The sequence below is a fragment of the Brachybacterium hainanense genome (genome assembly GCF_042434575.1).
Classification (GTDB): Bacteria; Actinomycetota; Actinomycetes; order Actinomycetales; family Dermabacteraceae; genus Brachybacterium; species Brachybacterium hainanense.
In genome coordinates this window covers 41,771-59,487 of sequence record NZ_JBHLSV010000020.1, presented here as the reverse complement: position 1 = coordinate 59,487, position 17,717 = coordinate 41,771, and the positions used below count along the sequence as shown (strand labels likewise).

Genomic DNA, 17,717 nt, shown 5'->3' with positions numbered 1-17,717 from the left:
GATCAGTTCATGCTCCGGGCGAGCTCGGTCTCGATCGAGGCCGTGAGGTGCTCCCGGATCGAGGGCACGTCGATCTTCTGGATGAGCTCGGCGAAGAAGCCGCGCACGACGAGCCGGCGGGCCTCGATCTCCGGGATCCCGCGGGAGCGCAGGTAGAACAGCTGCTCGTCGTCGAATCGCCCGGTGGCGGCCGCATGGCCGGCGCCCTCGATCTCGCCCGTCTCGATCTCGAGGTTCGGGACGGAGTCGGCGCGCGCCCCCTCGGTGAGCACGAGGTTGCGGTTGACCTCGTAGGTCTCGGTGCCCTCGGCCTCGGCGCGGATCAGCACGTCGCCGATCCACACGCTGCGCGCGGCCTTGCCCTGCAGCGCCCCCTTGTAGGTGACGTTGGAGGTGCACTTCGGGGCCGCGTGGTCGACGAAGAGGCGATGCTCGAGATGCTGGTGCGCATCGGAGAAGTAGAGGCCGATCTGCTCGACCTCGGCGCCGGGCGCCGCGAACCGGGTCGTCGAGTTCACGCGCACGGCCTTGCCGCCGAGGCTGACGACGATGTGCTTGAGGGTCGCGTCGCGTCCCAGGCGCGCCACATGCGTGGCCACGTGCACGGCGTCATCGTCCCAGTCCTGCAGGGAGATGACGGTCATGCGGGAGTTGTCCCCGAGGATCATCTCGACGTTCTGCGCGTAGCTCGCGGAGCCGGTGTGGTTCAGCACGAAGGTGGCCTGCGAGCTCTCCTCCGTCTCCAGCACGACCGCGCCGTGCGCGACCACCGAGGCGTCGTGGCCCGTGATCTCGACGATCGCGGGCGCATCCGCCTCTGTGCCGCGGCGGGCCCTCAGGTGCAGCGCGTTCGCGCACAGCTGCGCCGTGCGGGCGGCGATGAGGTCCTCGGGAACGAGCGCGCTGTGGCGCGGCGCCTCGGAGGCGCCCAGCTGCCCGATCTCGATGCCCTCGACCTCGTCGACGTCGTAGCTGACGTGATCCGCGGAGACCGTGGTCTCCTCCGCCTGGAACAGCGGGAGCAGGGCGCGCAGCGGCGAGAAGCGCCACTCCTCCTCGCGGCCGGTCGGGACCGGGTGCGCGGCGACGTCGAAGGAGGCGAAGCGCGTGGCGCGCGACTCCCCCGCCCGCGCCGGCCCGAAGCGGAGGTTCTCGCTCTCGAGCTCGGCCTTCGAATGGTCCGTGGTCAGCGTCATCAGCCGACGGCTCCTTCCATCTGCAGTTCGATCAGTCGGTTCAGCTCGAGGGCGTACTCCATGGGCAGCTCGCGCGCGATCGGCTCGATGAAGCCGCGCACGATCATCGCCATGGCCTCCGTCTCCGGCATGCCGCGGCTCATGAGGTAGAACAGCTGCTCCTCGGAGACCTTGGAGACGGTCGCCTCGTGCCCCATCTGGACGTCGTCCACGCGGACGTCGACGTAGGGGTAGGTGTCCGTGCGGGACTGGGTGTCCACCAGCAGGGCGTCGCACAGCACGGTCGAGGCCGAGTGGTGGGCGCCGTTGTTGACCTGGACGAGGCCGCGGTACGAGGAGCGGCCGCCGCCGCGGGAGACGGACTTGGAGACGATGGAGCTCGAGGTGTGCGGCGCCATGTGCACCATCTTCGAGCCGGTGTCCTGGTGCTGGCCCTCGCCCGCGAAGGCGATCGACAGCGTCTCGCCGCGGGCGTGCTCGCCCTGCAGCCAGACGGCCGGGTACTTCATGGTCACCTTGGAGCCGATGTTGCCGTCGACCCATTCCATGGTGCCGCCGGCCTCGACCGTGGTGCGCTTGGTGACGAGGTTGTACACGTTGTTCGACCAGTTCTGGATGGTCGTGTAGCGCACGCGCGCGTCCTTCTTCACGATGATCTCCACGACCGCGGAGTGCAGCGAGTCGGAGGAGTAGATCGGCGCGGTGCAGCCCTCGACGTAGTGCACGTAGGAGCCCTCGTCGGCGATGATCAGGGTCCGCTCGAACTGGCCCATGTTCTCGGTGTTGATGCGGAAGTAGGCCTGCAGCGGGATCTCGACGTGGACGCCCTTGGGGACGTAGACGAAGGAGCCGCCGGACCACACGGCCGTGTTCAGCGCCGCGAACTTGTTGTCGCCCGCGGGGATGACGGTGCCGAAGTACTCCTCGAAGATCTCGGGGTGCTCGCGCAGGCCGGTGTCGGTGTCGGTGAAGATGACGCCCTGGGCCTCGAGGTCCTCGCGGATCTGGTGGTACACGACCTCGGACTCGTACTGGGCGGTCACGCCCGCGACGAGGCGCTGCTTCTCCGCCTCGGGGATGCCCAGGCGGTCGTAGGTCTCGCGGATGTCCTCCGGCAGCTCGTCCCAGGTGGTCGCCTGCTTCTCCGTGGAGCGCACGAAGTACTTGATGTTGTCGAAGTCGATGCCGGAGAGGTCCGCGCCCCAGCTGGGCATGGGCTTCTTCTCGAACAGCTGCAGGCCGCGCAGGCGGCGCTTCAGCATCCACTCGGGCTCGTTCTTGAGCTGGGAGATGTTGCGGACGACGTCCTCGTCCAGACCACGGCGGGCCGAGGCCCCAGCCGCGTCGTCGTCATGCCATCCAAAGGCGTAGGAGCCGATGGAGGAGATGATCTCCTCCTGGCTGAGCTGCTGTTCCGGTGCGCTCGTCATGATGTCCTTCCCTCCGTGAGCGGAATGTGTGTCGTGCAGGCGTGGGCGCCGCCTGCGAGGGTCGCCAGTCGTTGCACCGGGACCCCGAGCATCTGGGAGATGGCCTGGGTCTCGACCTCGCACAGCTCGGAGTGCTCGGCGGCGATGTCCTTGATCGGGCAGTGGCCCTGGACCAGCTGCGCGGTGCGGAGCGTGCGGGTCCCGCCTCCCGGTCGTCCGGAGGCGGCGGGGAGCGGGACGGTCACGGGGCGGGCGGTGGTGGCATAGCCCATCTCCGTGAGCATCTGGGCCAGGAGCTGGACGCGCGCCGAGGCGTCGACCGTCCTCCCGGACTCCTGGGCGGCGCGGATCCGGGCGGCCAGATCGCGGATCCAGGGCTGGACCCGGCGCTCGGCGAGGCGGTGGACCGCCCCGTCCCCGCCGAGGGCCATGAGCTCCTCGACCGCGAGCCGGGCCAGCTGGTCGTACTCGCTGCCCAGGCTCTCATGGGCTGCGGGAGCCAGGACGAAGGACTTCGAGGGGCGTCCCCGCCCTCGGGGCCCGACGGGCTGGGCGTGCTCCTGGATGATGCCTTCGGCCTCGAGGGCCGCCAGGTGGCGCCGCACCGCGGCGCTCGTGATCGAGAACCGCGCGGCGAGGTCCTTGGCGGTGATCGGCCCGTGGGCGGAGATCGCCTCGATGAGCCGATCGCGGGTGTCGCGCGGATCCGTGCCCGCGGCGATCGGTCGGTCCTCGCGGCCCAGCTCCGCATGCGGTGCCGTCTCCACGATCCCACCTCCCTGTCCTGCCGACGTCCTGCCGGCGCGTGCGCCGGATGGCGCCCGACGGGTGCTCGCACCCTCCGGTACGACCATCACACCGACGCTCATCATTTTACAAGCCCCGCATTGCTAAATGGGGGCGTCGACCCGCGAACATGACGAGGGTCACCGCCGCCGGAGCGCGGGGCCATATCGAGCCTATCGGGCGCACCACCAGCAAGGACACCCTCACCTCACAGGCCCGGGGCCGCACCCTCTCCCCGACCCCGTCACACCGAGCTCCGCCGCACCCCACCTCGACGCGATGGACCCTGGAAACTAATTCGATCTTCAACTACTATCGGAGCATGACCGCGACGACGCCCGCCCCCACTCCTCCCGAGCCCCAGGAGCCCGCCCGCTCCCCGCACGACCAGAAGGGCAGCTACGTCCATGAGGGCAAGTCCTTCCAGCGGGACATGCGCTACATCCCCGACCGCATCACGCGCGACGGCCGCGACGGCTGGCCCGTCGAGGCCGGCCGCTACCGGCTGATCGCCGCGCGGGCCTGCCCCTGGGCGAACCGCACGCTCATCTCCCGCCGCCTGCTGGGCCTCGAGGAGGCCATCAGCCTGGGCATGCCCGGGCCCACGCACGACAGGCGCTCCTGGACCTTCGACCTCGATCCGGACGGGCGGGACCCGGTCCTGGGCTATGAGCGCCTGCAGGAGGCGTACTTCGCCCGCTACCCCGACTACCCGCGCGGCATCACCGTCCCCGCCGTCGTCGACGTGCCCACCCGGAAGGTCGTGACCAACGACTTCCAGCAGATCACCCTCGACTTCGCGACCGAGTTCGCCCCGCTGCACCGCGAGGGCGCCCCGGACCTCTACCCGGAGGCGCAGCGTGCGGAGATCGACGAGCTGAACCGCTGGATGCTGCACCGCGTCAACAACGGCGTGTACAAGGCGGGGTTCGCCGGGACCCAGGATGCCTACGAGACCGCGTACGCCGAGCTGTGGGAGGCGCTCGACGTGCTCGAGACGCGGCTCGCGGACCGCCGCTACCTCATGGGGCCCTCGATCACCGAGGCGGACGTCCGGCTGTTCCCGACCCTCGTCCGCTTCGACCCGGTCTACTTCTCCCACTTCAAGACGAACCGGCAACCGCTGTTCACGATGCCGAACCTGTGGGCGTACACCCGCGACCTGTTCCAGACCCCCGGGTTCGGCGACACCATCGACTTCCAGCAGATCAAGGAGCACTACTACGTCGTCCAGACAGACATCAACCCCACCCGGGTCGTCCCTGCCGGACCGGACCTCGAGCGGTTCCTCGAGCCCCACGACCGCGACCTCCTCCCCTCGGACACCTGGGGCCCCGGAGGCTCCGCTCCCCTGTCCCCGCTCGCCGCGGAGGTCGTCGACCCGGCGCACACCCCGCTGCACGTGACCGGTCGCTGAGCCTCCGGGCGCGGACCGCGCCGCGGAGACAGGACGTGGACCCCCGACCGGTCCCGCTCCCAGCGCAGCCGGACGGGGCCGGACCTACGATGGTCGCGCCATGACCACGAATCCTCCTGCCCTGATCGCCGAGAGCCTCACCAAGAGCTTCGGCGCCGTCCGCGCCCTGGACGGCGTCTCCTTCACCGCTCGCCGCGGCGAGATCACCGCGATCCTCGGCCCCAACGGCGCCGGCAAGTCCACGACCATCTCCTGCGCGACCGGGCTGCTGGCTCCCGATGCCGGAACCGTCCGTGTGCTCGACGCCGACCCCTTCCGGGCCGATGCCCGGCATCGCGCCCGGGTCGGCGTCATGATCCAGGACGGCGGGCTCGCCTCCGGCGCGAAGGCCCTGGGCCTGCTGCGCTACGGGGCGGGCCTCTACCGCCGGCCCCTCGATGTCGACGCGATCGCGCACCGGCTCGGGATCGACGAGTTCGCCGGGACGCTCGTGCGCCGTCTCTCCGGAGGCCAGCGCCAGCGTCTCGCGCTCGCCCTGGCCATCATCGGCCGGCCCGAGGTCGTGTTCCTCGACGAGCCCACCGCCGGGATGGACCCGGCGATCCGTCGCGACGTGCGCGCCCTGGTCGCCGAGCTCGCCGCCGAGGGCACCTCCGTGTTGCTGACCACCCACCTGATGGATGACGTGGTGGGCCTCGCGGACCAGGTCGTCGTCATCGCCCGCGGGAGCGTCGTCGCGCATGGCACCGTGGACGAGGTCGTCGCCGAGCACCAGTCCCGCCGCGGCACCCTCACGGTGCGGGCGAGCGCCCAGGGCGTGCCCGCCGATGCGGCCGACGCCCTGCGTGCCGATCTCGAGGCCGCCGCCCGCAGGCACGGCGTGACCCTCGAGCTGAGCACGGGCGGCGCAGCGGATCTCGAGGCGGTGCTGCTGGACGTGATGGACGAGCCCGCCCCGGCGACGAGCCCGAGGGAGGATGTCCGATGAGCACGCTCTCCGCTCGTTCCGCCGACGGGTCCGCACCCGCGCCCCTCTCCCCCGGCCCGGCCCCGCTGCTCGCGCGGGTCGCCCGCCACGCCCTGTTCGAGGCGCGGATCCTGCTCAGCAACGGCGAGCAGCTGATGGTCGCCATCCTGCTCCCCGTCGGGGTGCTCGTCGGCCTGGTCCTGCTGCCGATCGGCCGGATCGACGGGGTGAGCGGCATCGACTCCGCGGTCGCCGCGACCGCCGCGACCGCCCTCGTGTCGACCTGCTTCACCTCCCAGGCGATCCAGACCGGCTTCGACCGGCGGGGAGGCGTGCTGCGGTGGGTCGCGACGACCCCGCTGGGACGCTCGGGCTACCTCGCCGGGAAGATCCTCGCGACCCTGCTGGTGCACCTCGTGCAGGTCCTGGTGATCGGCGGCGTCGCCCTGGCCCTGGGCTGGCGCCCCGAGGTCCTGGGGCTGCTGGCCGCGCTGCCCGTCTGGCTGCTGGGCACGGTCACCTTCGGCGCGCTGGGGCTTCTCCTGGCCGGCACCCTGCGCACCGAGGCGGTGCTCGCGCTGTCCAACATCGTGTTCGTCGTGCTCGTCGCGGCGGGCGGCATCGCCGTGCCCGCGACCTCGTACCCGCCGCTGCTGCGGGCGATCGTGGAGCTGCTGCCCTCGAGCGCCCTCGGCGAGCTGCTGCGCGCGAGCCTCGCCGGCACCCCGCTCGTCCCGAGCGCCCTGGTCGTCCTGCCGATCTGGGCGATCGCCGGGGTCCTGCTGGTCTCCCGGTCCTTCCGCTGGACCTCGAGCTGAGAAGGCCGCTGTGAGACCCGTCGCGCACGCCGCCGTCCCCGCCGCGGCCGCTGCGGATCTCCAGAGAGGCTGAGTACGATCGCAGCCATGACCGCGCCCTCCCCCGCAGACCCTGCCCCGGCATCCGGTTCCGACACCTCGCCGGAGGGAGCCGTCGAGGTCGCCGGCGGCGTGAGCACCCAGGCCGCCTCCGTGCTCACGGGGCTCGGCGCGGCGGCGCGCTCCCGCATCGCGAAGGTGGTGTTCTGGGGAAATCTCCTGTGCCAGATGGGGATCATCGTCACCGGCGGGGTCGTCCGCCTGACGGGCAGCGGCCTGGGGTGCTCGACATGGCCGAACTGCGAGCCGGGCACCTTCACGCCGGAGCTCACCATGGCCGCCGGCATCCATCCGTTCATCGAGTTCGGGAACCGCGCGCTCACCGGGGTCCTGAGCGTCTTCTCCTTCGCGCTGCTGCTGGTCGCGTTCCTGTGGCTGCGGCACAAGGGCAGCGGCTTCCTCGCCCTCGCGGCCGTGCCCCTGATCGGGACGGGTGTGCAGGCCATCGTCGGGGCGGTCGTGGTGTGGATGGACCTGCACCCCGGCATGGTCAGCCCGCACTTCCTCATCTCGCCGATCCTCGTGGCCCTGTCCGCGGTGCTCGTGGTGCGCCTCTACGGCGGCGACGGGGAGCGGCATTCCCTGGTTCCCGCGGCACTGCGCTGGATGGTCGCGGCGATGGCCGCGCTCGGCTTCCTCGTCCTCGTGCTCGGCACCCTCGTGACCGGGTCCGGTCCCCATGCCGGGGACCCGGACTCCCCGCGCCTGCCCCTCGACCCGCGCACCATCTCCTGGCTCCATGCCGATGCGGTCATGCTGTTCTGCGGCCTGCTCGTGGGCCTGCTGATCGCGCTGCATCTCATCCGCACGGCCCGCCCCGCCCGCCACGCGGCCTGGGGGCTCGTGATCGTGACGCTCCTGCAGGCCGGTATCGGCTACCTCCAGTACTTCACCGGACTCCCGGAGATCCTGGTGGGGGCGCACATGCTGGGCGCCGCACTGTTCGCCGCCGCGATCGCCTGGTGCGGCGCGGCCCTGTACAGCTGGCGGCCGGCCGCCCCGGACGAGTCCGCGGTGATCGCCCTGGACGCGGACGGCACCCCGATCACCGCACAGGACGGCCCCCGATGATCTTCTCCCGCCGCCGCCCGCAGCAGACCCGCGAGCTGCCGACCGCCGAGCAGGCCCGGCCGGCCGGCGAGTTCGTCGCCTCCGTGCTCGCCCAGCTGCGCCGCACCGTCTCCGTGGGCGACAACCTCCTCGACATCGATGCGGAGGTGCACCGGCTGATCCGCGAGGCCGGCGCCACCAGCTGCTATCTCGACTACCATCCCCGCTTCGGCAGGGACGCCTTCGGCAAGGTCATCTGCACCTCCGTCAACGAGGCCGTCCTGCACGGCCGGCCCTACGACCGGACGCTCGAGGACGGCGACCTCGTCTCTCTCGACTTCGCGGTCGAGCTCGAGGGCTGGGTCGCGGATTCCTCGGTCTCCGTCATCGTCGGCGCCCCGCGACCCGAGGACCTGCAGCTGATCCGGGACACGGAGGCGGTCATGTGGGCGGGGATCGACCAGGTCCGGGCGGGGGCGCATGTGGGAGACATCGGAGCCGCCGTCGAGCGGGCCGCGCACCAGCGCGGCTACACCATCAACCACACCTACGGCGGGCACGGCGTGGGCCGGACGATGCACGAGCCGCCCTTCGTCCCCAACCACGGCGTGCCCGGCTCCGGGGCGGAGCTGCTGCCCGGCATGCTCCTGACCGTCGAGCCCTTCCTCATGCACACGACCTCGGACATGCTCACCGACGAGCGGGACGGCTGGACGGTCCTGTCCGCGGACGGCTCCCGCGGAGCTCACGCCGAGCACACCCTGCAGGTGACGGACGGCGAACCGCTCGTCCTCACCGCCCGTGCGAGCGATCCCGCGACTCGTTCCTCCCTGGTCTGAGACGGGAGCCCCGGAAGCCGCCCGCATGGGAGGATCGCTCCCATGGCGAGCTTCCCGGTCCCTCCGGCTCCTCCACCCGAGCTGCGGGATTGGCGGCCGATCACGGGTGGCGAATCCGGCGATCTCGTCCTCCGCTCCCCCGACGGCGGGCGCATCGCAAAGGTCGCCTCCCCCGCGCGCGGCGACGAGCTCGCCGGCGAGCGCGATCGCCTCCTCTGGCTGCACGGGACGGCGATCCCGTCCCCCGCCGTGCTCGGCTGGGGCACGGACGTGAACGGGGCGATGCTCCTCATCGAGGCGCTGCCGGGCGTCCCGGCCGATGAGCTCGGTCCCGTCGGCCTCGAACGTGCCTGGCCGTCGGTCCTCGCGCTCGTGCGCTCCCTGCATCGGCTCCCCGCGAGCTCCTGCCCCTTCGTGCACGGCATCGCGGACATGCTTGCCGCCGCCCGGGCCACGGTGGCCGGGGGCCGGGTGCGCACCGAGTTCCTGCCCGAGGAGCTCCAGGACGCACCACCCGTCGAGATCCTCGAGAGCCTCGAGGTGGAGGCGCCGCTGCGCCTGTCCCAGGAGGCTGCGCAGACCGTGGTCTGCCACGGCGACCTGTGCCTGCCGAACATCCTCGTGGACCCGCACACGTGCCAGGTCACCGGGCTCGTCGATGCGGGGCGGCTGGGGCGCGGCGATCCGTATCTCGACCTCGCCCTCCTCCTCGCGACCGCGCGCGAGGTCTGGGCGGACGGCGATGCCGCCGCCCATGCCGAGCGCCTGCTCGAACAGGCTCTCGGCCTCGTCCTCGACCGGCCCCGCCGGGATTTCGTCCTGCGCCTGGATCCCCTGACTTGGTGAGGGGAGCGGGAGCTTGGACACGAGCCGATGCGTGCGCATCGGAGGTGGCTCATCCGAAGGGGCGGATGCCCGTGCTCCCGGTCGCGGTGAAGATGGCCATCGCGCCGATCGCCGTTCCCAGCCCGTCGCTGAGGACCAGGAGCCGGCCGGCGACATGCCGGGTGGTGCCATCGGCGCAGCGGACCGGGAGATCTGCCGCGAGGTCCCTGATCTCAGGATTCGCCATGGCGCGGAAGAAGCCCCTCCAGTGCGCGTCCCGCAGCTCCTCGGGGACGATGAGGTCCAGGCTCTCGCCGAGCGCCCGGGACGCGGGGTACCCGAACAGCGTCTCTGCTGCGCTGTTCCACCGGGTGATGTGCCCGGTCGTGTCCGCGATGATGATGGCGTGGTCGCTCATCGCTGCGATCCTGGCACACGTCCTCGCCCGTGGACAAGCACCGCTGTGCCGCCTCTCTGCGACGCCCGGTCAGCGGGAGGTCGCGCCGGCACCGCCCGGCAGCACCGTGCCGGTGCGCTCGGCGAGGATCGCGCGCAGCTGCTCCTGGAACCGCGCCTGACGAAGAGCTTGCTGTCGGAGTAGGTGGCCGCGGCGCCGCTCCCGTCGATGCGGGAGAGGTCGGCGCGCCCGCCGCGGTGCATGCTGCTGGAGAGGTAGATCAGCCGGGAGGCCGGGACGTGCGCGGTGAGCACATAGGGCGCGAGGACGTTGACCTGGAGCATGTCCGGTCCGTCGATGACCCCGGCGTTGTGGATCACCGCGTCGACGGGGCCGATCCCGTGCGCCTGCTCCGCGATGCCCTCGACCTCCGCGGGATCGGCGAGGTCGCCGACGACGGCCCGTGCGCCGCGGGCGGTGAGGTCCTCGATCGCGGCAAGCCGCTGGAGGCTGCGGGCGTGGACGACGACGTCGTGGTCCTCGTCCAGGAGTGCGGCTGCCGTCGCCCGGCCGACGCCGTCGGTCGAGCCGGTGACCAGGATGCGTGACATACGGTTCCTCTCGTCAGGTCAGAGGTCCAGCCGCAGGACGCGGTCGTCCTCGGGGCCCGGGTCGCCGCGGCCGTCGGTGTTGCCGGTGAGGATGCGCAGCGAGCCGTCAGGGGCGAGGACGACATCGCGCAGCCGGCCGTGCTCCCCCACCAGGTGCTCGGTCGATGAGGACAGGTCCCCCAGCGGGACCTCTCGGAGCCGCTCGCCGCGCAGGTTCGCGATCCAGATCGATCCGCCAGCGACCGCGATACCGCTGGGACTGGCCTTCTGCGGAGCCCACTGCTGCACGGGGTCGACGAAGCGGTCATCACCCGCGATACCCTCGACCTCCGGCCAGCCGTAGTTCCGACCGGGCTCGATGATGTTGAGCTCATCCCAGGTGTCCTGGCCGAACTCGGAGGCATACATCGTCCCGTCCTCGCCCCAGGCCAGACCCTGCGGGTTGCGATGGCCGTAGCTGTAGACCGGCGAGCCATCGAACGGGTTGTCGTCCGGGACGTCCCCGTCCGGGGTCACACGCAGGATCTTGCCCGACAGCGAGCCGGGGTCCTGGGCATCCTGGCCATTCCCGGCGTCGCCGACGGTCACGTACAGCATGCCGTCGGGGCCGACGGCGATCCGGCCGCCGTTGTGGTAGCTCGCGGAGGTGATCCCGTCCAGGATCGTCTCCGGCTCCCCCAGGCCGAGCGCGCCCGGCCCACCGGTCAGCGGGAACCGCTCCACGCGGTTCTCGTCGGAGGCCGTGTAAAAGGCGTAGAGATGGTCCCCGTGGACCGCGATGCCGAGCAGGCCGCCCTCGCCACTCGGCACGACGCCGTCGATGATGCCGACCTCACGGGCGGCGCCGTCGTCGGCGAGCTCGAGGATCCGGCCGGAGTCCCGCTCGCTGAGCACGGCTGTCTGCTCGTGGAAGGCGATCGACCAGGGCACGTCCAGCCCGGACGCGATCGTCCCGACGCCCGTGCTCACCGAGATCCCTCGGGGGTCGCCGGGCCCGGACGGCGAGCTCTCGAGGCCGCTCGTGCAGCCGGTCAGCACCGCCGCGACGAGCAGCGGCGCGAGCAGCACGACCGCCGGCCGGGCCGGGCCGGCGGTGCTCATGAGCTCGCGTCGCCGACGAAGGAGCGGAACGGGCCGCGGCCCCGATGCAGGGAGACGATGCGCTCGGCCAGGGCGTCGGGCTCGTGATCGGGCTCGCCGCCGCCGATGCCGCGGGGGATGATGAGCTGCGCGACATGGATGCCCTCCGGGGCGAGGGCGTCGTGGAGCATCGGCCCGTAGGCGGATTCGCCGGCGAAGGCGATCGAGGTGCCGGCCACGTTCCCGTTCGGGGTCACCGCGCTGCCACCGTTGATGAGCAGGATCGTCCCGCGACCCAGCGCCCGCATGCCGGGCAGGACCTGCTGGACGGCGGCGACCGGTCCGTAGACCGACTGCTCGATGGGGCCGACGAGGTCCTCGGCGGTCGTCTCCAGGACCGGCGTCATGAACTCCTTCGCCGGGACCGGGCTGTACTGCAGCACCTCGATCCGGCCCAGCTCGCGAGCGGCGGCGTCCAGCGCGGCACGCAGCCGCTGCGGGTCCCGGACGTCCGCCGCGTAGCCCCGGGCCGTGATCCCCTCGGCGGCGAGCTCGCCGGCGAGGCGGTCGACGTTCTCCCGAGTGCGGGAGATCAGGGCGACGGAGAAACCCTCCAGGCCGAAGCGGCGAGCTGCCGCCTGCCCCAGCCCGGGACCGGCTCCGATGATCGCGATCGTGGTCATGAGGGATCCTTCCATCGGCGGTTCGAGTCCGTGGACCATCGCCGTCCACGCCTCCACGCTAGGCCGCCGACGACGCCGGTGGGAGGCCCTCGGAGGACACCCCTCAGCCCTCGTACGTCGCCGGGTGCGGCCCGACGCGCCCCTCCGGGCCGCGGTCGAGGGCGTCGATGGCCGCCATCTCGGCCTCGCTCAGCGCGAAGTCGAAGACCGAGATGTTCTCCGCCATCCGCTCGGGCCGCGAGGACTTGGGGATGGAGACGTCGCCGAGCTGCATGTGCCAGCGCAGGATGACCTGCGCCGGGGTCCTCCCGTGCTCGGCCGCGATCCTCGCGATCACCGGGTCGGACAGCGGCTCACGGTTGTGCCCGAGCGGGCTGTGGGTCTGCACCGTGATCCCGAGGCGGGCGCAGGCCTCCCGCGAGGGCGTGTTCCGGAAGTACGGGTGGGACTCGAACTGGTCCACCACGGGCACGATGCCGGTCTCCCCGACGATGCGGTCCAGGTGCTCGGGAAGGAAGTTCGACACACCGGCGCTGCGCAGCCGACCGTCCTCGACCAGAGCGGCGACGGCCTTCCAGGTGGACACGAGATCCCCGCCGTGGAGGGTCGGCAGCGGCCAGTGGATCAGGAACAGGTCCAGGTGATCCAGGCCGAGGTGCGCGAGGGTCTGGTCGAAGGACCGGCGCACGTCGTCCGGGGCGTGGTGGGGGTTCGCGAGCTTGCTGGTCACGTACAGCTCCCCGCGCCGGATCCCCGATTCCGCGATCGCGCGGCCCACTCCGCGCTCGGTGCCGTAGGACTGGGCGGAGTCAAGGTGACGGTATCCGACCGTCAGCGCCTCGCCGACGACGCCTGCGGTGAGCTCCGCGTTGGCGTCGCTGTTCTCGCGGTCGGGCTGGACGGCGAGCGTGCCGTAGCCGATCTGCGGGATCGTGCTCCCGTCGCGGAGGGAGATCATCGGGACGGTCGGGCGGTCGTGGTTCATGGTGCTCGTGCCTCTCTGGGCGTCGGGGGGGGGGAGAGCCCGGGGTCGTTCAATCCACGTGCGGCGCATGGTCGACGCGCACGGTGGCGGCACGAGGCGGTGCCATGGTAGGCGCGCACGTACACGTCGCCGTCGACGACGACCGACCAGATCCGGGGGTGCCGGGCGTGGTGCCGTCACCGCGGTACGGAGAGATGTGGAAGTCGTCAATGGCGCGGATCGCGTCGATCTGCTCAGGGGTCCAGGTGGTCACGTCTGCCTCCTCTGCTGTCCTCATCGGGCGTCGCGGTCTCGGCGAGCCGCGGCCCAGGACCAAGCCTGGTCGGCGATCCGGTCGGGTGCCAGACCCTGCCAGGGACCCCTAGGCGTGGCGCCCTGCGATGAGCGTCGGCCCGTGGATGACCGAGCCGGACCCCGGATACAGCGCCCGGGGCCCGCTCACCGCGGCATTCCGCCCCTCACCGGCCGAACGTCGCGGAAGGAGAGCGTTCGAGTCACTTCCCGCTGAAGACCGGGAAGACGCTGGAGTCGCCGTGGTCCTGGGCCCTGAGGTCCTCCAGTGCGGCCATGTCGTCGTCGGAGATGGCGAAGTCGACCCGAGCGTCGGAGCGCATGTGCTGCGGGTCGGCGGTCTTCGGCAGCGAGACCGTGGCCGGCTGCAGGGTGTAGCGGATGCACAGCTGCGGGACGCTCACGCGCTCTCTCCGTTCCTCGGCAACTGGCCGTACCCCTCCGGTGACCGGCTCGAGCCATTCGTTGCTGACGCCCTCTCCCGGCGTGATGAAGGCGAGGTGGGAGAACCACGAGCCGACCTTCGCGCCGTGCCAGTGCTTCGTTCCGGCGGGGACGCGGACCGCCGTGCCCGGCACCATGCTGATCGGTGGCGGGCCGATTAGTGGGTGACCAGCCGAGTGAACGACATCGACCCGAGGCTCCACGCGTCGTCGCGGCGGACGTAGACCTCGGTGACGGCGAAGGGATTGCTGACCTCCTTGCCGTCGACGACCGAGCCGAGCACCAGGGTGGTCAGGACGATGCCGGTGCCCTCGACGATGCGGACGGAGACGTCCTCGATGTCGACGTCTCGGTAGTGGATGCGGCCGGTCCGGATGACGTCGAGCTCCTCCACCTTGCTGAAGGTCGCTCCCATGTGCACGAAGACAGCCTCGTCGTGGAAGAGCTCATCGAGGTCCTCGACAGCCTTCGCGGACATCCAGTCCCACTTCTGCCGCGAGAGCTCGACCAGCTCCTCCCCGACGCTCACTCCCCCACCTCGGCGAGGACGTTCACGGCGCTCATACCGGCTGGCCACCCGGCGTAGAAGGCCAGGTGCGTGGCGACCTCGGCGAGCTCCTCGCGGCTGACGCCGTTCTGCAGCGCCCGGCCCATGTGGCCCTTCAGCTGCGCGTCGCGACCGAGCGCGATCAGAGCGGCCACGGTGATCAGGCTCCGCTCGCGCGGGGAGAGCTCGCTCCGCTCCCAGACGTCTGCGAAGAGCACGTCGTCGGTGAGGTCGGCGAGCTTGGGCGCGTGCTCCCGGACGAGGTCGGGGGCGACGCGCGGATTGGTGCCGGTCATGGAGGGCTCCTTCGAGTCGTGGCGGCGATGCTGTCTCCTCCAACGCTAGGCCGGTCGGCCCCCGGGAGGGAGGCACTGGCAGTACGCCGTACATCCGCGGCGGGACGCTTAGCCTCGAACGAACCACACAAGAAGGAGATGAAGCATGGAGAAGCGCACGATCGGCAACGGCCTGGAGGCGGCCGCCATCGGATTCGGATGCATGGGGCTCAGCCACGGGTACGGGAAGAGGGTCGAGGACGAGCACGGCATCGAGGTGATCCGCCGGGCGGTCGACCTCGGGGTGACGTTCTTCGACACCGCCCAGGTCTACGGCCCGTTCGTCAACGAGGAACTGGTCGGCAAGGCCCTCGCCCCGGTCCGGGACCAGGTCGCGATCGCCACGAAGTTCGGCTTCGACTTCGAGGGCACCCGCGAGTCGGGCTTGAACAGCACGCCGGAGTACATCCGCCAGACCGTGGACGCCTCCCTGCAGCGGCTCGGCGTGGAGAAGATCGACCTGCTCTACCAGCACCGCGTCGACCCCGACGTGCCGATCGAGGACGTCGCCGGGACCGTGAAGGAGCTGATCGAAGCCGGAAAGGTGGGCCACTTCGGCCTCTCGGAGGCGGGAGTGGCGACCATCAGGCGCGCCCACGCCGTGCAGCCCGTGGCTGCACTGCAGAGCGAGTACTCGCTCTGGTGGCGCGAACCGGAGACGGAGATCCTGCCGACCCTGGAGGAGCTCGGCATCGGACTGGTCCCCTTCAGCCCGCTCGGGAAGGGCCTGCTCACCGGCACCGTCGACGGCTCCACGTCGTTCGCCGAGGGCGACGTCCGCGCCACCCTGCCGCGCTACAGCGAGCAGAGCCGCCAGGCCGGCGCGCAGCTGGTCGACCTCGTCGCCGCCATCGCCGAGCGCAAGGAGGCCACGCCGGCCCAGGTCGCGCTGGCCTGGCTGCTCGCCCAGCAGCCGTGGATCGTTCCCATCCCCGGGACGACGAAGATCCACCGGCTGGAGGAGAACGTCGGCGCGGCCGCAGTGGAGCTGAGCGCAGAGGAGCTGGCCCAGCTGGGCGAGGTGTCGGCACGGATCGACACGACCTGTCCGCGGTACCCGGAGAAGATGCAGAAGTGGATCGACCGCTGATCCGCAGGCCGAGCCGCCCTGCCTGGCACAGGCGGCGGATACGAGGGAGCGCCCCGAGATCATCGCGATCACGGGGCGCTCTTTCGTGCATCAGGCCTCGGGGATGTCGCGGCCGTACGCTTCGAGGGTGATGCTGTCGGGCTCCGGCCCGCTGCGCATGCCGGTGTCCAGGGCGTCGATCGCCGCGAGCTGGTCGTCGGTCAACTCGAAATCGAAGACGTCGAAGTTCTCCGCGATCCGCTCCGGCGTGACCGACTTCGGGATCGCCGAGCGTCCCTCCTGCAGATGCCAGCGCAGCATCACCTGCGCCGGGGACTTGCCGTGCGCCGCAGCGATCTGGCCGATGACCTCGTTGTCCAGCGTGCTCTTCTGCCCGTCGCGGTAGAAGGTGATGCCGCCGATCGGTGACCATGCCTGGGTGAGGATGCCGTGCTCAGCGTGCAGGGCCTGCAGCTCGGGCTGCTGGAAGTACGGGTGCACCTCGATCTGGTTCACCGCCGGGACCACCTCGGTCTTGTCCAGCAGGTCCGTGAGGACGTCGGGCATGAAGTTGGACACACCGATGGCGTGGACCTTCCCGTCGACGTAGAGCTTCTCCAGCGCCCGGTAGGCGTCGAGGGTCAGGTCGAACCGACTCGTGAGCGGCTGGTGCAGCAGGAGAAGATCGATCTTCTCGACCCCGAGCTTGCCTGCCGACTTCTCGAAGCCATGCAGCGCGGTCTCGTAGCCGTAGTCGGAGATCCACAGCTTGGTCTCGACGAAGACTTCGGATCGGTCCAGCGCCGAGTCGCGGAGGGCGTCGCCGACGCCGCGCTCGTTGGCGTACGCGGCGGCGGTGTCGATGTGCCGGTAGCCGACCCGCAGGGCCTCCGCCACTGCAGCCTGGGTCTCCTCGGGCGGGGTCTGGAAGACGCCGAAGCCCAGGGCGGGCATCTCGACGCCGTTGTTCAAGGTGATGGTCATGTGCGCTCCTCATGGTGGATGTTCTGGGGGCTGGCGGCGAGGCTGCCCAGCAGCTTCAGCCGGTCCTCGCTGGGGCTCCCGGGCTCGGCGGTGTAGCCGAACATGAACCACTCGGGCTCGGCCGGGAAGTCCATCGCCTCGTACACCAGCTCGAGGTCGCCGACCTCGGGGTGGTGGATGCGCTTGACGCCGGTGCGGTGGTGACGCACGTCGTGCGCGGCCCAGCGCACCCGGAAGTCGTCGCTGCGGCACACCAGCTCGCCGATCAGGTCGGTCAAGCGCTTGTCTCGCGGGTTCTGCCCGGCGTAGGTGCGCAGCGAGGCCACGATGTTGGCGGCGCTCTCCTCCCAGTCCGGGAAGAAGACACGAGACGCGGGGCTGAAGAACACGAACCGGGCGGTGTTGCCGTGGCTCGCCGGGTCCTCCAGCAGCGGTGCGTACAGGACGCGTCCCATCGGATTGCCGGCGACGAAGTCCATCCGGCAGTCCCGCACCCACACGGGCATCGCGATCGCGTCGATGAACCGCTGCAGGCTCGGCCGGAACGGCTGCTCAGTCTTCTTCTTCCGGCGCGCGGGCTGCGGGCCGGCGGCCTCGGCCAGGGCGTGCAGGTGGTCGGTCTCGGCCTCGTCCAGCCGCAGCGTCCGGGCGAGGCTGTCGAGGACCTCGGACGAGACGCCGCGCAGGTCCCCCCTCTCCATCCGGGCGTAGTACTCGACGCTGACGCCGGCCAGCATCGCGACCTCCTCACGGCGCAGCCCCGGCACCCGGCGTCGTCCGCCGGGGAGGATGCCCGCCTGCTCGGGCGTGATCCGGTTCCGCCTGGTGCGCAGGAAGTCGCCTGTCGTGTCTCGCTGGTTCATG

Annotated in this window: 21 protein-coding genes; 7 read left to right on the top strand and 14 right to left on the bottom strand. The window is 71.1% G+C overall.

The genetic code is table 11. The annotated features are described in order from the left end of the window. Positions 1-2: 2 nt before the first annotated feature. The 3 genes from sufD to ACFFF6_RS14745 are packed head-to-tail and all read right to left on the bottom strand — an operon-like array spanning position 3 to position 3,393. Positions 3-1,196, bottom strand: a complete 1,194-nt coding sequence (gene sufD, locus ACFFF6_RS14755; RefSeq protein ID WP_376982053.1) for a Fe-S cluster assembly protein SufD — start codon at positions 1,194-1,196, stop codon at positions 3-5. Further along, a complete protein-coding gene (gene sufB / locus ACFFF6_RS14750; RefSeq protein WP_376982051.1) occupies positions 1,196-2,626 on the bottom strand; it encodes a Fe-S cluster assembly protein SufB in 1,431 nt (476 codons plus the stop codon). The genes sufD and sufB overlap by 1 nt, the downstream gene beginning before the upstream one ends. Then, complete coding sequence (locus ACFFF6_RS14745) at positions 2,623-3,393, bottom strand: helix-turn-helix transcriptional regulator (RefSeq protein WP_376982049.1); 771 nt, start codon at positions 3,391-3,393, stop codon at positions 2,623-2,625. The genes sufB and ACFFF6_RS14745 overlap by 4 nt, the downstream gene beginning before the upstream one ends. A 341-nt stretch (positions 3,394-3,734) precedes the next feature. On the opposite strand from ACFFF6_RS14745, the gene ACFFF6_RS14740 reads away from it, so the two are divergent. From ACFFF6_RS14740 to ACFFF6_RS14715, 6 genes are all read left to right on the top strand, one after another. Then, positions 3,735-4,829 (top strand): glutathione S-transferase family protein, encoded by a 1,095-nt coding sequence (locus ACFFF6_RS14740; protein WP_376982047.1) that lies wholly within the window; start codon positions 3,735-3,737, stop codon positions 4,827-4,829. Between the two features lie 100 nt (positions 4,830-4,929). Then, positions 4,930-5,817 carry an ABC transporter ATP-binding protein gene (locus tag ACFFF6_RS14735; protein WP_376982045.1) on the top strand — a complete coding sequence of 296 codons (888 nt, stop codon included), beginning with the start codon at positions 4,930-4,932 and terminating at the stop codon, positions 5,815-5,817. Continuing rightward, on the top strand, positions 5,814-6,614 hold the full coding sequence (locus ACFFF6_RS14730) for an ABC transporter permease (RefSeq protein ID WP_376982043.1): 801 nt from the start codon (positions 5,814-5,816) through the stop codon (positions 6,612-6,614). The genes ACFFF6_RS14735 and ACFFF6_RS14730 overlap by 4 nt, the downstream gene beginning before the upstream one ends. A gap of 87 nt (positions 6,615-6,701) precedes the next feature. Beyond that, entirely contained in the window at positions 6,702-7,784 is a 1,083-nt protein-coding gene (locus ACFFF6_RS14725; RefSeq protein ID WP_376982041.1) for a COX15/CtaA family protein, read from the top strand. Beyond that, positions 7,781-8,602 carry a type I methionyl aminopeptidase gene (gene map, locus ACFFF6_RS14720; protein WP_376982039.1) on the top strand — a complete coding sequence of 274 codons (822 nt, stop codon included), beginning with the start codon at positions 7,781-7,783 and terminating at the stop codon, positions 8,600-8,602. The genes ACFFF6_RS14725 and map overlap by 4 nt, the downstream gene beginning before the upstream one ends. 42 nt (positions 8,603-8,644) lie before the next feature. After that, the gene (locus tag ACFFF6_RS14715; protein WP_376982037.1) at positions 8,645-9,448 is read left to right on the top strand and encodes a phosphotransferase; all 804 of its coding nucleotides are present in this window, start codon (positions 8,645-8,647) and stop codon (positions 9,446-9,448) included. A gap of 49 nt (positions 9,449-9,497) precedes the next feature. On the opposite strand, the gene ACFFF6_RS14710 is transcribed toward ACFFF6_RS14715, so the two are convergent. The 9 genes from ACFFF6_RS14710 to ACFFF6_RS14670 all read right to left on the bottom strand — a co-directional run bounded on the left by ACFFF6_RS14710 (position 9,498) and on the right by ACFFF6_RS14670 (position 14,761). Further along, positions 9,498-9,845 carry a PAS domain S-box protein gene (locus ACFFF6_RS14710; RefSeq protein WP_376982035.1) on the bottom strand — a complete coding sequence of 116 codons (348 nt, stop codon included), beginning with the start codon at positions 9,843-9,845 and terminating at the stop codon, positions 9,498-9,500. After that, positions 9,842-10,435: an SDR family NAD(P)-dependent oxidoreductase gene (locus ACFFF6_RS14705; protein WP_376982033.1), complete on the bottom strand. Its 594-nt coding sequence runs from the start codon at positions 10,433-10,435 to the stop codon at positions 9,842-9,844. The genes ACFFF6_RS14710 and ACFFF6_RS14705 overlap by 4 nt, the downstream gene beginning before the upstream one ends. Before the next feature lie 18 nt (positions 10,436-10,453). Next, positions 10,454-11,536 carry a PQQ-dependent sugar dehydrogenase gene (locus ACFFF6_RS14700; protein ID WP_376982032.1) on the bottom strand — a complete coding sequence of 361 codons (1,083 nt, stop codon included), beginning with the start codon at positions 11,534-11,536 and terminating at the stop codon, positions 10,454-10,456. Beyond that, a complete protein-coding gene (locus ACFFF6_RS14695) occupies positions 11,533-12,198 on the bottom strand; it encodes an SDR family NAD(P)-dependent oxidoreductase (protein ID WP_376982030.1) in 666 nt (221 codons plus the stop codon). Before ACFFF6_RS14695 ends, ACFFF6_RS14700 begins: the two co-directional genes overlap by 4 nt. Positions 12,199-12,301: 103 nt before the next feature. Next, on the bottom strand, positions 12,302-13,183 hold the full coding sequence (locus ACFFF6_RS14690) for an aldo/keto reductase (RefSeq protein WP_376982028.1): 882 nt from the start codon (positions 13,181-13,183) through the stop codon (positions 12,302-12,304). A 49-nt stretch (positions 13,184-13,232) separates the two neighbouring features. Further along, on the bottom strand, positions 13,233-13,436 hold the full coding sequence (locus tag ACFFF6_RS14685) for a hypothetical protein (protein WP_376982026.1): 204 nt from the start codon (positions 13,434-13,436) through the stop codon (positions 13,233-13,235). A 241-nt stretch (positions 13,437-13,677) separates the two neighbouring features. Further along, positions 13,678-14,055: a cupin domain-containing protein gene (locus ACFFF6_RS14680; protein ID WP_376982024.1), complete on the bottom strand. Its 378-nt coding sequence runs from the start codon at positions 14,053-14,055 to the stop codon at positions 13,678-13,680. A 20-nt stretch (positions 14,056-14,075) separates the two neighbouring features. Further along, positions 14,076-14,447, bottom strand: a complete 372-nt coding sequence (locus ACFFF6_RS14675) for a nuclear transport factor 2 family protein (RefSeq protein ID WP_376982022.1) — start codon at positions 14,445-14,447, stop codon at positions 14,076-14,078. After that, positions 14,444-14,761 carry a carboxymuconolactone decarboxylase family protein gene (locus ACFFF6_RS14670; protein WP_376982020.1) on the bottom strand — a complete coding sequence of 106 codons (318 nt, stop codon included), beginning with the start codon at positions 14,759-14,761 and terminating at the stop codon, positions 14,444-14,446. The genes ACFFF6_RS14675 and ACFFF6_RS14670 overlap by 4 nt, the downstream gene beginning before the upstream one ends. Positions 14,762-14,906: 145 nt before the next feature. On the opposite strand from ACFFF6_RS14670, the gene ACFFF6_RS14665 reads away from it, so the two are divergent. Beyond that, positions 14,907-15,890: an aldo/keto reductase gene (locus ACFFF6_RS14665; protein WP_376982018.1), complete on the top strand. Its 984-nt coding sequence runs from the start codon at positions 14,907-14,909 to the stop codon at positions 15,888-15,890. A 90-nt stretch (positions 15,891-15,980) separates the two neighbouring features. Here the strand turns inward: ACFFF6_RS14665 and ACFFF6_RS14660 are convergent, their stop codons facing one another. After that, a complete protein-coding gene (locus ACFFF6_RS14660) occupies positions 15,981-16,853 on the bottom strand; it encodes an aldo/keto reductase (protein WP_376982016.1) in 873 nt (290 codons plus the stop codon). After that, a complete protein-coding gene (locus ACFFF6_RS14655; RefSeq protein WP_376982014.1) occupies positions 16,850-17,716 on the bottom strand; it encodes a helix-turn-helix transcriptional regulator in 867 nt (288 codons plus the stop codon). The genes ACFFF6_RS14660 and ACFFF6_RS14655 overlap by 4 nt, the downstream gene beginning before the upstream one ends. Position 17,717: the final 1 nt, after the last annotated feature.